Here is a 14,403-nt window from a genome sequence, read left to right as displayed (position 1 = left end):
CGAGTGCGACGAGAGGCCCCCGGCGATACGGCGCCGCCATGCAGGCCACGCGGCGATGCGTGCGCGTGCGTTCAGAGTTCCGTATTCATGCGTTCGATAAAGGCCTTGATAACCGCGTCATTGCGCTTGAAGAACACCCATTGGCCCACGCGTTTCGACGTCACGAGCCCCGCGCGCTGCAAGGCAGCGAGATGGGCCGACACCGTGGATTGCGACAGGCCGCAACGGGCGTCGATCTTGCCGGCGCATACGCCGTGATCGAGCGGCAATTCCTGATCCGCGAAATGCGCATACGGATCGCGCAGCCAGCCCAGAATCTCCCGCCGAACGGGATTGGCGAGCGCCTTCAGAACGGCGTCGATATCGATGGCTGCTGCTGCGGGTTTTCTTGAACTCATGAAGAGCGTACCGGTGACACACGAAATTAGCATCGCTACGGGACGAATTGTATATCGGAAAATGACGATATTGGCAATGGCACTACTGCGGGTGGGGGTTGTGTCCTTTGATAGGAAACAATTAAGTCTGTCGGGCGACGATAAAGTCTGTCGGGACTGTAGATAGCGGCGGCCCGGTTTTCAATAAGAGGAGCGAAGCCGCCGGAGTTCTGTCTCAACGAGCCGTGACCTCCGTTAAATATGGAGTCGGTGGTCGAGCGCAAGTCCCTTCTGGCTGTACGGTGGCCATTAGCCATACTCCATTGCAGTTTCTTGCCGAAGCGCGCGGCACCTGCAAATGATGTGATGGATGGAGGCAGGCTAGGGGCTGCGACCAGATTAATGGCTCGAGACATGAGGTGTCGCCCCACGCTTTGGTCGAGCGGCGTGCGGCCGGGCGAGGCAGCATGCCAATGCGACCCCGTTTATTTAATTTGGTTGACTTGGTTGACCGGCGCCATGTTTGAGCTAGAGTGGCATGGCATCGCTATCGGAGTCACTCATGGCTCGCGTCCAATCGAAAACTGCTGGCCCGGGGCCGAATATCTCTGTTGTGGCTGCGCGCCAGGCGGCGCTCAGCCGTCTCGCCATGCTCGTCGACAGGCTGGATGAAGATGAAGCGAACGCATTGAGCACGCTATCTGACGATGAGCTTGAGCATCACTTTAAGTCTTATCTGACGCAGGTTGCCTCGCTCAAGGGCGACCGGGTCCAGCCAAATTTCGAAGAAATTCTTGACAAGGATGAAGTCCTCCGGAGACGCAAAGCGTTGGTGCGTGGTAGGCGTCTGATGGAGCCGGCCACTTTTCTGCGGGCGCTAGGTGTCACGAAGCAGGCGCTGAGCAAAGCGGTAAAATCCGGGCGGATGTTCAGTCTGGATGTCGGTCCTGCGACGTACTATCCGGCGTTCTATCTCGACGTGGAAGTCGACCGTAAGCAACTTCAGAAGGTGACTCAGGCGCTTGGGTCCCTGCCAGGATGGAGTAAGTGGCAATTCTTCACGCAGCCCAAGGGGTCGCTCGGGACGCGTACGCCGCTCGAAGCGCTCGCCGAAGGGATGGTGGAGGATGTCAGAGCGGCTGCGCAGGCCTTTGCTGAGCGGTAGGCCCTTTTCTCTCCACTCAACTTCACGTCGGCGCAGCGAGAGTGGAGCACCATGACCATTGATTTGTTTGCCGATTTTGGTAGGCCACAAAGCGATTTACATCAGCAGTTCAGGTCATTGAGATTCCTTTCTTGTTACGCGCCGGCCCGTCAGCTCATCCGACAATTGCAGAGGGAAATTCACCGAACCGACCGCTACTCAGCTCCAGCCGAGCAAGGCCGGACTGTTCATGACTGAGTGCCTGCGTAATCTATACTGGCCGAGGAAACCATCGAGGAGTTGCCGACTGTCCGGCTTGCCTGAATTCTTCGTCTGTTTCTGAGTATGTGATAGACTTCAAACCAATCGCACAGTGAGTGCGGCGTCCCATGCGCGCTTACCCTTACGAGGAGATGCGCCTTTGCGAGATGACCGACCGTTGGAGTTGCACCGCGGAAGGTCTGGAGTGCTCGTCTAGACTTACAGGGCTGGTTTCATGAGACCCCCCTATAGTGGCCGACACTACATTAGGCATGCGCGAGAAAATTTTTCTCTGTGACGTTCTGCAACGCTAGTAATATCCCCCTGTGGGGGCACTATGGCCGGCAAATTTTGCTGGCCATAGCTGTTTTCAGCGTCTGACAAAGTCGTTAGGGGCAATGTTCAAGTGCGGGTCTCCCTCCATTTCTGACTCATCTTGCCCGTGGCACATATGGAAAGATGCTTTCAGATTTTCCTGGCCTCGCGTGCAGTCGTAGTGGAAAGCAGGGTCGAACGGTGCCCCGAGCCGCCGCCGGCCAGACAAAAGGCAGGCATGTGAGTGCCCCCCTGCGTCGTTCGGACGAGCAAAAGCGTGCCGGTCTCGTCCAGGTGCCCGAAAAAGAATGTTCCGGTCGTCGACAAAAAAACACGGCTTTTTCGGGTCGTCCTGTTTTAGCGGATGATTTTGCTCCACTGCCTTGCCAAAAGTTCGGATGGTACTCGTTTTGTCTTGGCTGGTGACGATATTTTCCTGCAATTGCTGAAGGGTAGCGATGAGCGTTCGAGACCGAAAATTGCGTAGAGGCAATAAAAATGGGGTTTTGTTGGAGCGCTCAGTAAGCTCTTTTTTCAATGGTCCTACGCTGGTCCGTACCGACTTGCTGGCGTTTTTCAGGCAATCAACGAGCCTATTTCCGGATTGGCGAATGGTCGTAGGACTACCCCACTCAATTGACCAGTCGACGGACACCACTAGCGTCGATGGGAAAAAATGCTGTCGGAACGCCGTAGTGCTTTGCTCGTCGTGGTTGATACAAACCACCGCAAAAGCAGTATCAGCGAGTCTGTTGTGATGGTCAGCCCGAATCCGCCTCTCAAACTCCTCGCTGAAGAATTCTGCATGCTCTGCGCCATAATTGAATACGTATGGCTTGAGAGGGGTTGAGACAAATTCCGCCTCTGGCGTGGCTATTATGATGTCGCGATTTTTATAAACCTGTTCGTACACATCGTGGGGGATACCCGCAAAGCCGATGACGAATTTCATGCGTGTTACGCCTTGGCAAGTCGCGCCACAATATCAAGCGGCAGCGAGATTCTCCGCATCTCTTCGTCTGTAAGGGCTGCCATCATTTGTTCAAGTAAACTGCTGCGGTCGGCACGACCTCCTGCAGTAGCGCCTCCAGAGGTGAGTGAAGCAGAGAGCACCGCCGCTAGCTCAATGTCGTTGTTCGTTAGCCAGCGTTTGATGCTCGAATATACCGCTGTGCTGTACTCGCCGTTGCTCAGATTTCCTTGAAGAACGACGAATTCCGAGTCCACAGTCTTTTTCCCGCTATTGGTCGCTGCAGCCTCAGACACGTCCTGAAATTGAATCTTAGGCGCTAAGCTCAAAGTTCTGACGCGTCCGCTCGGAATCGGCCGAGTGAAGGCAGCCCAGAATGCCGGCACGAAACTGGGGATGCGGTCATCACCTTTTGCGGACTTATTCGGTGGAGCGAAAAGGACGTCAATTCCGCCAGATAGGTCTGCGTCAGTTGGCACTGCACCTACCTTCAGTTGGTTATTTCGCGGACTGAGGACTTTCAGCCTATCCTTCAGTTCGGTCGAAATATAGGCTCTAAGCTTGCGACCAGCTAACACTGCCTGCAAATCGAAGCCGCGCCCAATCAACGTTTTACCCAGGTGCGACAGAAGATATGCTTTTTGGTATGTTTGCCAGTGCTCCGTCACTAACTCGACAACGTCCTTCTTGAGTGCGTCGAGTTTTTCAATATTCTGTTCGTCCATCACAGGTTGTCCGAGTTGGAGTTCGGCCAGGCCGAGCATTTAATAGTGCAGAAGGCGAGAGGATACACTCCGCCATCGCTTCTGATAATACGAGAATCGCATGCCCCTTGGACGAGCGACAGGTCGAGCCATCGACCTTTACCTCGCACTCTTCCGCATTCCGACCGCACACGATAAAAAATTTCCGGCGAAATCTTCCTTCGCTGTCGTGCCTTTCCTTCCGGTCGCGTTCAACCCTCAAAATCATGCGCGTTTCGATTCCTATACTTAAGGTCAACTCCACCGTGAACTATGGGCATCTCCGCCCGAGTTCCACGGCGGGGATAGCGCTCCCCCTTGTTGCGCGACAGGCCCGCCTGCCGCGTATCTCCCGTGCCGCTGTTCCCCGTCTTGCCAATACCCTTGATTTCCACTGCACCTGAGTCAGCATCTGCGGTAGAAAGCCGCCATCCCCTCCCAAGTGGGTCAGGTTTACTTCGGCATCCCCGGTGAGTCAGTTTTACATCGGCGCTAACACATTGGACCCGATACCATCCGAACGGCCTGCAACACTGCCGCGATTTTCGCCGCAGCCTGCCCCCGAACATATAGCCCGAGTTCAAGCGAATACTCGAACGACCACTGATTCATGTTGGACGAACCCACATAGGCCGCTGCATCGTCTGCCAATACCACCTTGGCGTGGAACGTCTCATTTCCGAGTGCATCGGAGCGGTCCAGACGGAAGTTCAATACTACAACTCCAAGGCGAGACAGGTCCCCGCGAACTGCAGCGAGAGCGGATGGGGGCACGCCGTCCTTGCTGGCACGTAAGACCAAAAATCGGTCAACCGCCGGGGTTCGCTCGAAGAGGTTTAGGACCACTTGCGCACCAACCTCGTCGAAGAATGGCGTCATTATCCCGAAGGACGTGCGCGCCGACTCAGCAATCGCGGGTAGCAGTTGTCTAGTATCCCTAAAACTTCGGCTGCGTTGCAGCATGCTCTCGAGCTGCATGGAGACTTGGCTCGGTGCCGGTGGTTTTGTCAACACCACTTCGACGACGTCGGTGTCTTGGTGAATCCGTGTGCGGTATAGTTTTGCGCCTTTGAGCAGGGGTGCTAACTCTTGCGCCAGAGCGCGGTCCCGCACGCGCCAGGTCAGGAGCGTGGTTTTTTCGAACAGCCCACTGGTTTGGCCTGCAGTCAAGGAGCGTTCAACGTCTGCAGCGCGAGCCTGCGGCAAGCCGAGCCGGGTACAGATGGAGTGCACGGCAGTGGGCACATCCAGTGAGCCTCGGGCCGCTTCTTCGCACAGAGCAGCACTGACCTCACAGTGAGATGCTAGTGAATCGAAGGCGCTTAGTATTTCAGGCCGTAACATCATCGTTGACTACCTCGAGGAAGCCAGGGATTCGCGTACCCTTGTGTGTGGCATCCTCACGCGGCGGTGGGCCGCCTTTAAGAACTGCGCGAGACAGCAATTGGTTCTGTGCGAGACATGATGTCTCGGGAATCATGACGCAATCAGGACAAGCTCCACCTGCCGTGTCACACAGGCGACCCGAGTTGCAGCGGTGCGTGGACGCTTCGAGCAAGCGAGATAAGAACCGATTATTTTCGTTACGCCACAGCGACGACAGGTTGCCTAGGTCCATGGTCGTACCGTTTCGGTAGACGACGAACGCTAGGTCTAGGGGAAAGAGGTACTCGCCCATCGAGCCTAGGTCCAGACCAGAGAGCTCAGCCACGCTCTTCATCATGGCGTGAGCGTACGTATGCAGCAGGGTGTAGACGTAGCGATAAGTAACTGCGTCGTCTTCCTTCAACAATGAGAAGTACCGCCCGAAAGGCTGGGCGACCTCCAAAATCTTTCCACCAAGCTTGACCGTACCGCTCTCGTCCCAGTCCGGTAGGTCAACGACACCAACGGCTTTCAACCACTTGTATACAGCGCGAGGGTCGAGGCGCACATACATCGCTTCGTTCGCTTGCGTCACGACGTAGATGGGGCGTTTGCCACTACGCAGCGGCTCGAACAGGCGCAAGCGCACGGGCATGAACTGATTACGTTTCTCCAAGGTTGGCGTCGCACTAACTCGCGTGTAACCGTGCGTGAAGCGACACAGGTCAAACTCTCGAATCAGGCCTAGGTCGGCGATGCCTAGCTTTGTCATCAAATGCTGGGTCTGCGCTTCTTGGGCCGCTTTTTCGTCGGTGTCCTTCGGTGCAAGGTCGTTGTCGAGATGATTGAAACGCACGAATTTGGCTCGACCACCGTCGGGCGCAGCAGAGAGCTTGCCCCGGTTGAGTGCCTCGTGCTCTACCGCCAGAACGAATGGGTCGAAGCGGCTCGTGTATTCACTGCGCGTGGCAAGCTGCGCGTTGATTGCTAGCGGCAGGGCAACGCGCGGTCGTACAAGCGGCGGGTCGCTTGTGGTCCACCGGTCGATGAGCTTCTTTAGCTCCTTTTCGGCCATCTCCTGCGGGGCCTTGTCGCCCATTCCCCGAGCGAAGTCACGCATCCGCGAAAGGTTCTCGTACGTCTCCCACTCACTGGATTTACCCGCCGCCAACAATGCCGCTTTCATCTCATCAGGGGCGAGTTCGCCGTCTCCAAACCGAAACTGTTTTCCGATAAATGAAGCAAGCTCGGACTGTCGTTGCGGTTCGAGCATCGCCATTAGATGGTGCTCGGACTCCGGAAACAGGACGAACTGTTCCGATTGAGCGTAGTAGGCGGAGGAGGCCCGGTACGAAATGGGCTCCATACGACGCTCGCTTACCCGCCTGTTGGCCGTGTCCCTGAACACCTCCGTGGTGAATCGGTCATTCTGTCGCCACTCATTCGAACGTTTATGCCCGCATGTCGGGTTAGCACAGAAGAAGTGCCACTGACCGATGCGTGGCGAGTCGGTATTTAGCTTGAACTCACTCTTGCCACATACGTTGCACTCTTCGCCGGAAAGCCTCAGGCTGTCCTTACGGTCGTCCCACTCCCATCGACCAGGAGTCGCAGGCATCCACTCGCCCGACCAGTGCACGAAGATGACGTCCAGTTGGCGCCACTGGCACGGCCCTTTGTCGTTAGCTGCGGTGCACTGCGTATTGCGTAGACGGTCAATGTTCTGCGCCAATTCGTGTGCTGATTCGAAGCGCTTGAAGAGCCGGCACCTGTTGCACACGAAAGTCAGTGGTGCCGGGGCGTATCCCATGTGTAGCGGGCTCAGGAATGCAAGGCGGTCTACACCCAGAGGCGCGACGGTAGCACCCTTGAGAAGCGCTTCGTCCAGGCATTGGCGGGGGTCGATTTGTCGGCCTGCCGTGCCCACCGCGTAAGACCGCGTGAACCAACTCTGCCAGACATCCTGAAGCCGCAGGATAATTTGCGCCTTCGTGACCGCGTGAATCGGGGCGTCGTCGACCGTTGTCGAGAAGTCTGGCAAGGAAATGCACGAGCCGAGTCCGCCTTCAAAGGTGAAGAAGGCGCCGGGCGCGTATGCAGAGCCGAGTTGCCCCCGAGAACGCGCCATCGTCGGTGCGCTAAGCGTCTTTTCTTCGTCTTCTGTGCCCAAGAAACGCTTGCTAATTGCCATCTCAGTCCCCCGTCTGTGCGTTGTCCGCACCGTCGTTGTTGGCTGCGCCGTGACGGACGAGGTCCATTACCAGCAGAATCTCGCCGGGTGTTTGGTTCTTGCCATCAGCGTCACGGGTAGAAGCCTGAATGGCGCCGCCCTGGTCGACGTCGCGCAGCGATGTCATCGGCTTGAGCAACAGGTCTGTCTGAGCCTTGAAGTAGCCATCCATATTACCGTTGCCCCAAATTGGACTGCTCCACGTATTGGCGATGAGGTCGCGGGTCTTTTGGTCGATATGGGCACGGTAGTGTTCCTCGCCCTCCGGCGCGAAGGCACCACGCAGTCCGATGGCCAACTCGAGGAACCTGTTGATTTCCTCGATGAAGGCGTCGCCGCGGGACTTAAACTCCTTGCGCACGTTGGGGATGAAGCTGAAGTCCGGTGTCCTGTCCTTCTCGTTCTCCGGCAGGCGAATCAGTTCGCGGCTTGGAACGACCCCCAGCAGGTAGGCCTGCAGCAGGCTCGGGAAGACCCGCTCGACGGCACGCTCTGCCCAGCGGTCGATAGCCGCTGGCTGAACCATGCGCTCGAGGAAGCGATGAAAGATGTCAAAGACGTGCACGATGTGGCGGTCGCGGCGGCGCTGTGGTGTGGGCACTAGGACCACGAAGCCGATGTGCGTACGTCCGACACGTGATGAGGCCTGGATGTATTCCGCGATGTCTGAGGGCATGCCGGCAAAGAACATCGAGTTGAACTCGTCGACGTCCACACCGTGCGAGATGGCTGAAGTTGCGATGACGGAGCGAAGCTGCTCTCGAATTGGCGGCAATGGCTGGCCAGGGTCTACGCGGAGCTGCGCGGTATCGACGACTGCCTGGATTTCGCCTTGTTCCACCGAGCCCGTAATGAGGCGCGTATCGAGGCCCTCCAGTGAGATGCCCTCGTTGAGGTGGCGCTTTCGAGTCTCCTCATATTCAGCGGCCATGATTTGGTCGCCGCCCTTCTTGTTCGTGACGTAGGTGAGTGCAATGCGGTGCAGGTCGATAAGCGTGGCCAGTTGCGAGGGGTCCGCTGCGGCTAGTACCTGCTTGTGCAGTTGCTCAAGCGGACCCGCGGTGACGTGGTCGACCAGCACTTGCCGTGTCGCTTGGAATTGCGCGGGTACACCGCTGGTTAGGTTGTCGAAAAGCCGCGTGACGGTCAAATGAAACCCCGACAGTACCGCCACGCTGGTGGATGTGTGCGGCTTGCCGTTGGTCATAAAGGCGGTGTACACGCGTGCCTGCTGGCTGGCCACTTCAACGTCTGGGTTAGCCCGGCGCTGGGTCTCCTTGGCCAGCGCTGGCTTGGCGTAGAACGACTCATAGAGGGACGGCCCAGGTTCCGGGAACTGGGTAGCCGGAATCGAGCGCTGATACAGGTGCTCAAGTTGCCTCTCGGGGTCGGCGACGGTGGCTGACGCCGCGATGACCTTGGCTCGTCGCCGGCGCCCCTGCCCGTCGACCGCTATCAGGCCAGCGAGCGGCCTCGCCAGGTACTCGAAGACAGCGTCCAGCGTGGACTCGAACAGACCGGCAAACGTGCCCAGTGACTCGTCCAGGAGGTGCGCCTCGTCTTGGATTATGAGGCTCGGGAACGGGTCGTGAAAGATGCGCTTGCCCGTTTGATAGGCGGGGTATATCCCTTGCATGCCTTTGGCGGCAGGACCAGCCGCGAGCTCGCGGTTGTCGGTAGGAACGTACAGTCGCCCGTTAGACGGGTTGACCCAAGGCGCGGCGCCAAACATACCGTAGATGCGGCGGATGGTGTGGTTCGAGTGACCGATGAGCGCCAGCTTATCGACCGTGCCGAGCAAGACCGAGGGCGCAAGGTCGTAGATGTCCTCGTCGACAATGTAGAAGGGAAGCGGCTTCCACTGGCCCTCGTTCGAGTCACACTGGATATTGGTGCAGACGTGTCCCAGCGTCTGGTTCTTGGAGTCGACGAATAGCCGCAACGCGGTTTCGCTGCCACAAAACGGGCACTTTGGCAGCTTTCGCCACGCGCGCAACGCTAACGTGTACTTGCTGTTGCGCTCTCGAAGCGAATGCTCGTCAGCGAGGAAGGGAGGTGCCTCGGATACGGTCGGAATGCTTTTGACACCCTTGGCGCTATGGCGATTGGGTGAGCCTCCGCTTCCAACCCAAAAGCCGATAGACAGTGGGTCTCCGCCGTAGCCATGATGGCGGCGTACACGCTCGCCGTGCGCCAAGACACGCGCGCCCCGTTGTGCCTGCTGAATCGTCAGCAGGCGCAACGGGTAGCGAATCAGGGCCGTCACTCCACAGTGCTTGCGGCGCAGACGGTCTAGCATGAGGTTGAAAACTAGCAGTCCGAAGAACGCTTCGGACTTGCCACCACCGGTGGCGAAGTACAGCAGCGTCACCGCGTCATCGCGGCGCTCGTCGTAGAAGTGCGAAAATTCCGGAATGCGTGAGGCGAGTGCCGGAATGTTCGCGACGATGAAAGCCAGCTGGAACAGGCGCCATTCGTTATCGTCGCCCCGGAAGCGCGCCTTCATGAAGTCGGCCATCGTCTCGTTCATGGCCAGCCACGCCTCGTAGACCACGGCCTTCGGGTCCGTTTGGAGGCCTCGGCTGCTCCAGGCGTCGCGTGACTCGCGCAGACAGTTTAGGCCTGCTTCGACCGCCCTCATCTCGGATTCCCATTTGCGCAAGTCCTGTCGGAAGGCTTCTTCTTCGCGAGCGATGCCCGCCTTGTCAGAGGAGTCGAGACCTTCAGCAGGGTTGACTTGTGTGGGTAGATTCTCCAGCCACTCATGCATTGAAGGTACGAGCGGCGACAAGCCGTTCAGTCCATCGGGCTGCGCCAGCGAGCGCACGCGCCGCTGGACCCCGTTGGCACTCGTCGGCACAATGCGCGGTTGCGTGTAGCGAGGCGTCCACGTAGTCTCAAGCACGCAAGTCCCGGGGTCAGACTGCACCTGCGTGACGCCGCAGTTGTGGCCCATTGCTGGATAGGTCAAGTACTTGTTGTATCGGTAGGATGGCTCAACACGCTCGAGCTTGAGCGGGTGATGGAGCGCAGCGGGCAGCTCAGCTCGAAGCGACACCAGGAATACGGCCTCTTCGGTCTCGTCGACGTTCTGCTTGGGCATCTTGCTAACGTTCTCGAGCGCAAGAAAAATGCTGCGCTTTGAGGGGTTCAACCAGTCAGCGTGCAGCTCGAGGTCCCAGCTCAGCTCTATCTGCGGCAACGTGATGCGCAGGTTCGACTTGCGGACTAGGTCAAGGAAGTCGGCCCATTTGGTGTAACGGCTTGCCGGGATGCGCAGGTCGTGCCGGTAACCCCAAGCTTTGCCACCGCTCTCCGGGTCATCGCTTTGCACCCACTCTTGCATGCGTTTGGCCACGGCTGCGTTCATGTGTGCAGCATGGTCATCGAGGTCACGCTGCAGCTCATCTGTGCTCTTGGAGGTATCAAGCTCAAGCGGTGGGAGCTGCACCTCGAGTCGCATCCATTTGTGCGGGACGGTCAACGGTTCGAAATGCTCATCCTTGATGGGCAGGGCCTCTCCAGCTTTGACGGGCACCCCTTCTGTCGCGCTCTCACCCGCAGCGTCGGCGTCACCTGGTTGCGCCTCGTCGGCCTCGAGGTCGACCGCGTCTTGCGGGATGTCCGCGGTCAAGAGGTGCCGAGGGATGCCTTTGGCTGCGTAGACCTCGTCAACGACCTGGGCCCGAATCGCAGGCCAGCCTGGATGTTTCCACTTGGCAGTGTAAGCGCCCCTGACCTTCTCCCACTCTTCCTCCAGCCGGCGGTCGCGCTCGGCTTTGATTTCATCGACCAACGCCTGGCGCAACATGAAGACAGGCCTGCAGTTCGGTCGCTTGAGGTCTTCTTCGCGAGGCAGCACGCGTACGTAGACACTAAGCCAAGGTGAGACCGTTATCACAGCCGGAGTGACGGCGTTGAGCTGCATCTGCAGGCCGTGCGATGAGACCCAGATGGGTGATGTCACCTCGTCGTCGCCGGAGACACTGCGCTGGGGTAGCAGGAAGCCGGAGTTGAGCAGTGCCCGCGGACGGGCACCAAAGAGGTACTGTCCGGTCGGTCCCTTGCCGCTGAGTTGTCCGTAAGTCAGGTTAAGCAGGCTGTCGACCACAGCCTCTTTCAGAGTCGGAGAGACCCCTGCGGGGTCAGCACGCAAGACAGGCTGGCTCATCACTTTGCCTCCTTCAGAGGGCCAATAATCTCGACAGTGGCTACGTTCTCGCGCGCCTTGTCGAACAACTGGTTGAGCGTTTTCCGCTTGATGCTGGAATGAGCCATGGCGGACTCCGGCTGCAAGAGCATGTACGCGTAGATGTCGGAGACATGGCGTCCGTCCAGTCGGCGAGAGGTGCGAACGGCCATGATGACTCGCTGCCATTGATAGGCGGCTTCGAGCGAGGAAAAGCCAAGCACTTCCATGAAGGCTTTGAACACGTCTTCACGAAGCGGCGCTTGTGGCTTCAATTGCTCGAATGGAGTGTTGGGAGAGCGCCCAAGGTCAATCCAGTGGCGCATCGCCTGCAAAGTTGGCAACCTGCGTTCTAGGCCGGCATCGAGTCCGAGCATCGACTGGTGAATAGCGCGCACCTTGTCTGTCACAGTAGTTTGCGGAAACCGCAGCGCAAGGCGCTTTTGCACAAGCTCGTGGTAACTGCGAAGTGCCGACTCGAACGTCTTGTCGGACTGGATAGGCACCCCCGCGTCGCACAAAGCCTGTTCGACCATCTCGCGCAACTCTGCAGACATGACAAAGACCTTGTCTCCGACGCTCAGCGAGCGGACCTCGCATATCCTGAATCCCGCGCCCGTGGCCTGTTGCGAAGCAGGGTCGTAGACGTACACGTCCGACGTGTCACGGCGATATTGTGTGAGACCGTTGTCGAACCTGATGACCCACGAATCTTGGGCGACTTCGTGCCCCGGAGACGAAATATCCGACGATAGCTCAACCCGAAAGGTCGGCAACACGTAGTCGCCGGTAGATAGAACAGAGGCGTCTTCGGGCAAGTCCTTGAGCTGCCGGAGGATAGACTCCATACGCGGCTTGTAGGATTTGAAATCCGCCATGTGCTCCACAATGGGTTTGAGCGTAGCACGTAGGAACTGACCTGCCCGCTGGGTCAGCAGGAGCACTGAGTGCGCGGGGACCCGGTCGTCGGTCAGCAGCAGGCGCAGGCAGTCCTCGTTAAGGCCGGCGAACACAAGCGTGGCGCCCTGCCGTCCGTCGATATATTCCTCCAGTTGCGAAGAAGTGAGCAGATGCACGCGGTCACGGAAGGTGTTGTAGGTTGCACCGGATGGGTACTGGTCGTACTCGGTGAGGAAGCGCTCGGCTAGGCGGCGGTAAAGCGCATTGGTGAACACAATGGCCACGCTTCGCTTCTTGCCCGTAGCGGCATCGGCGACAAGCGCCGCCAGCTTGTGGGCAAAGGGAGTCGCAGCGTGGTAGTTACCGAAGAGTTTCGAGCCGCGCTCTAGGAATTCAAGCAGGGTCGGTCGGTCGTCTCCGACACCAACGTTGCGGTTAAACTCGAGGACGGCACCCAAATGAGCTGGCCAGTCGAACTCCCTCCGTGTGCGGTCCGTCACGTCCGGGCCGGACAAGTATTCCGCCATGTGCCGCACGCCGCAAGGAAGTGCCGCCAGGCGAGCAAGAAAAGTGGCCGCCTCGACAAGCGGCTTTGCAGCCGCTTGTCCGCCCGGCGCAGCGCTGGCGATGCGAACAAGCCTGTTTGCCACCTTAGCCGCGTCGGCATCCACGATGTGGACATCGAATTCTCGCGGAGACGGATGAGCAGCCTCGCGGGTCCCAGCAACCAAGAGCCCTTCATTGCCCACAGTGCTCGGAATGCCAGTTATCTGGAACGCATGTGGCATGTGCCAACGGTGTTGAGCGTCACGCTTGTGGTTTCGCTCCCAGAGTTCGTCCTTGAGGCGGTAGGCGGCATGCGGCTCGTCCGTGACGACGACCACTCCCGGCATGTCACCTCTGAACACGTCTTCGAGCATGAGGCAGAAGCGTGCCAGATGCTTTTTCCATCCCGGAGCCTCGAAACGCACAGCGCGTGTCGCTTGTACCAGCACCACTTCCGGTGGGCCGAGCTTAGCTAGCGCCTTACAAGCCTGGCGGAGCTCGTCTTCCCCCATTCGCCCATCAAGCGCAAAAAGCGCGTCCGGCGCGGTACGAGGGTCACCAATGACCGCACAATTCATCTGCAATGCTCTTGCATGCGCTCGTCTGGCAAGTTTGGCTCGAACGAGTGCAAGCAGCCGAGCGTCGCAGGCACTCCAGCTGTAGGAGCCGGGCGAGGCTAGGAAGAGCGGCAGCAACTCGCCGACGGTCGGGTTGAAGGGCTCGCTCGAAGCCTGAGGAAGACACCTGTCGGCAAGCGAGAAGAGGAACGCATCCTTGTCTCGCATCGACCGTGTGACTTTCAGATTCCCATTGACCTCGGCCAGGTCGTTGGCGATGTGCAACAACGACTTTCGGTCGAAGTGTAGATGGTTGAGTGGATAGAATACGTTCGTCTTTACTGGGAATAGCAGACCTCGGACACCCTGCTTGTCACCTTCGCGCCAGCGCGCCAGCGTAGCCAACGCATGCACGAGGGTCAAAGTCTTGAGCGTGGCGGGCCACACCATCGCGATATGACGCGAGCGGTGCTGCGCAGCGTACAAGTACAAGTCGGCAAGTGAAACGAGTGCTGACGAAGGCTCGCATGGCTGGGCGCTGTCGTCCCGGTATAGCGCGATAAGAGCCTCACGAGTGCGGGGTACGACCGGCGCGGGCTCAGGCGCTCGCGGAACGGAGGAAGGTTCCAGCTGTTGCGGCGGCACTGCAGGCTTCATCACGGCCTTTGGCTGCACGGCGGGCTTTCGGGCAGCGAGTCTCGCGAGTTCTTCGCGCCTCTTCTTCTGTGCCTCCCGCAGGTCGTTAAGCTGTTTTCTCGATGCCATGATTTTTATGTTTGTCACTGCATGAGTCTTACGTTTGCCAC

General features: G+C 58.5%; 8 protein-coding genes. 1 reads left to right on the top strand and 7 read right to left on the bottom strand.

All coding sequences use genetic code 11. The annotated features are described in order from the left end of the window. Window positions 1-71: 71 nt before the first annotated feature. Window positions 72-398, bottom strand: coding sequence for an ArsR/SmtB family transcription factor (locus PXJ20_RS21130; protein WP_017777524.1), 327 nt, complete (start codon window positions 396-398; stop codon window positions 72-74). Window positions 399-939: 541 nt separating this feature from the next. Between PXJ20_RS21130 and PXJ20_RS21125 the strand changes: the two genes are divergently transcribed. Continuing rightward, a complete protein-coding gene (locus PXJ20_RS21125) occupies window positions 940-1,542 on the top strand; it encodes a hypothetical protein (protein ID WP_421031066.1) in 603 nt (200 codons plus the stop codon). Between the two features lie 610 nt (window positions 1,543-2,152). Here the strand turns inward: PXJ20_RS21125 and PXJ20_RS21120 are convergent. The 6 genes from PXJ20_RS21120 to PXJ20_RS21095 all read right to left on the bottom strand — a co-directional run bounded on the left by PXJ20_RS21120 (window position 2,153) and on the right by PXJ20_RS21095 (window position 14,362). Beyond that, the gene (locus PXJ20_RS21120; RefSeq protein WP_421031065.1) at window positions 2,153-3,049 is read right to left on the bottom strand and encodes a hypothetical protein; all 897 of its coding nucleotides are present in this window, start codon (window positions 3,047-3,049) and stop codon (window positions 2,153-2,155) included. A 5-nt stretch (window positions 3,050-3,054) separates the two neighbouring features. Next, on the bottom strand, window positions 3,055-3,831 hold the full coding sequence (locus tag PXJ20_RS21115; protein WP_421031064.1) for a hypothetical protein: 777 nt from the start codon (window positions 3,829-3,831) through the stop codon (window positions 3,055-3,057). Between the two features lie 471 nt (window positions 3,832-4,302). Next, the gene (locus PXJ20_RS21110) at window positions 4,303-4,980 is read right to left on the bottom strand and encodes a phospholipase D-like domain-containing protein (RefSeq protein WP_421031063.1); all 678 of its coding nucleotides are present in this window, start codon (window positions 4,978-4,980) and stop codon (window positions 4,303-4,305) included. 160 nt (window positions 4,981-5,140) lie between these two features. Then, window positions 5,141-7,366: a hypothetical protein gene (locus PXJ20_RS21105; protein WP_421031062.1), complete on the bottom strand. Its 2,226-nt coding sequence runs from the start codon at window positions 7,364-7,366 to the stop codon at window positions 5,141-5,143. Between the two features lies 1 nt (window position 7,367). Further along, entirely contained in the window at window positions 7,368-11,576 is a 4,209-nt protein-coding gene (locus PXJ20_RS21100) for a DEAD/DEAH box helicase family protein (RefSeq protein WP_421031061.1), read from the bottom strand. Further along, entirely contained in the window at window positions 11,576-14,362 is a 2,787-nt protein-coding gene (locus PXJ20_RS21095) for a hypothetical protein (protein ID WP_421031060.1), read from the bottom strand. The genes PXJ20_RS21100 and PXJ20_RS21095 overlap by 1 nt, the downstream gene beginning before the upstream one ends. Window positions 14,363-14,403 lie beyond the last annotated feature (41 nt).

Origin of the sequence: Paraburkholderia sp. A1RI_3L (assembly GCF_048957895.1) — a bacterium.
GTDB classification, from domain to species: domain Bacteria; phylum Pseudomonadota; class Gammaproteobacteria; order Burkholderiales; family Burkholderiaceae; genus Paraburkholderia; species Paraburkholderia kururiensis.
Note: the sequence above shows the minus strand (reverse complement) of the source record. Positions and strands in the feature narration are given on the sequence as shown.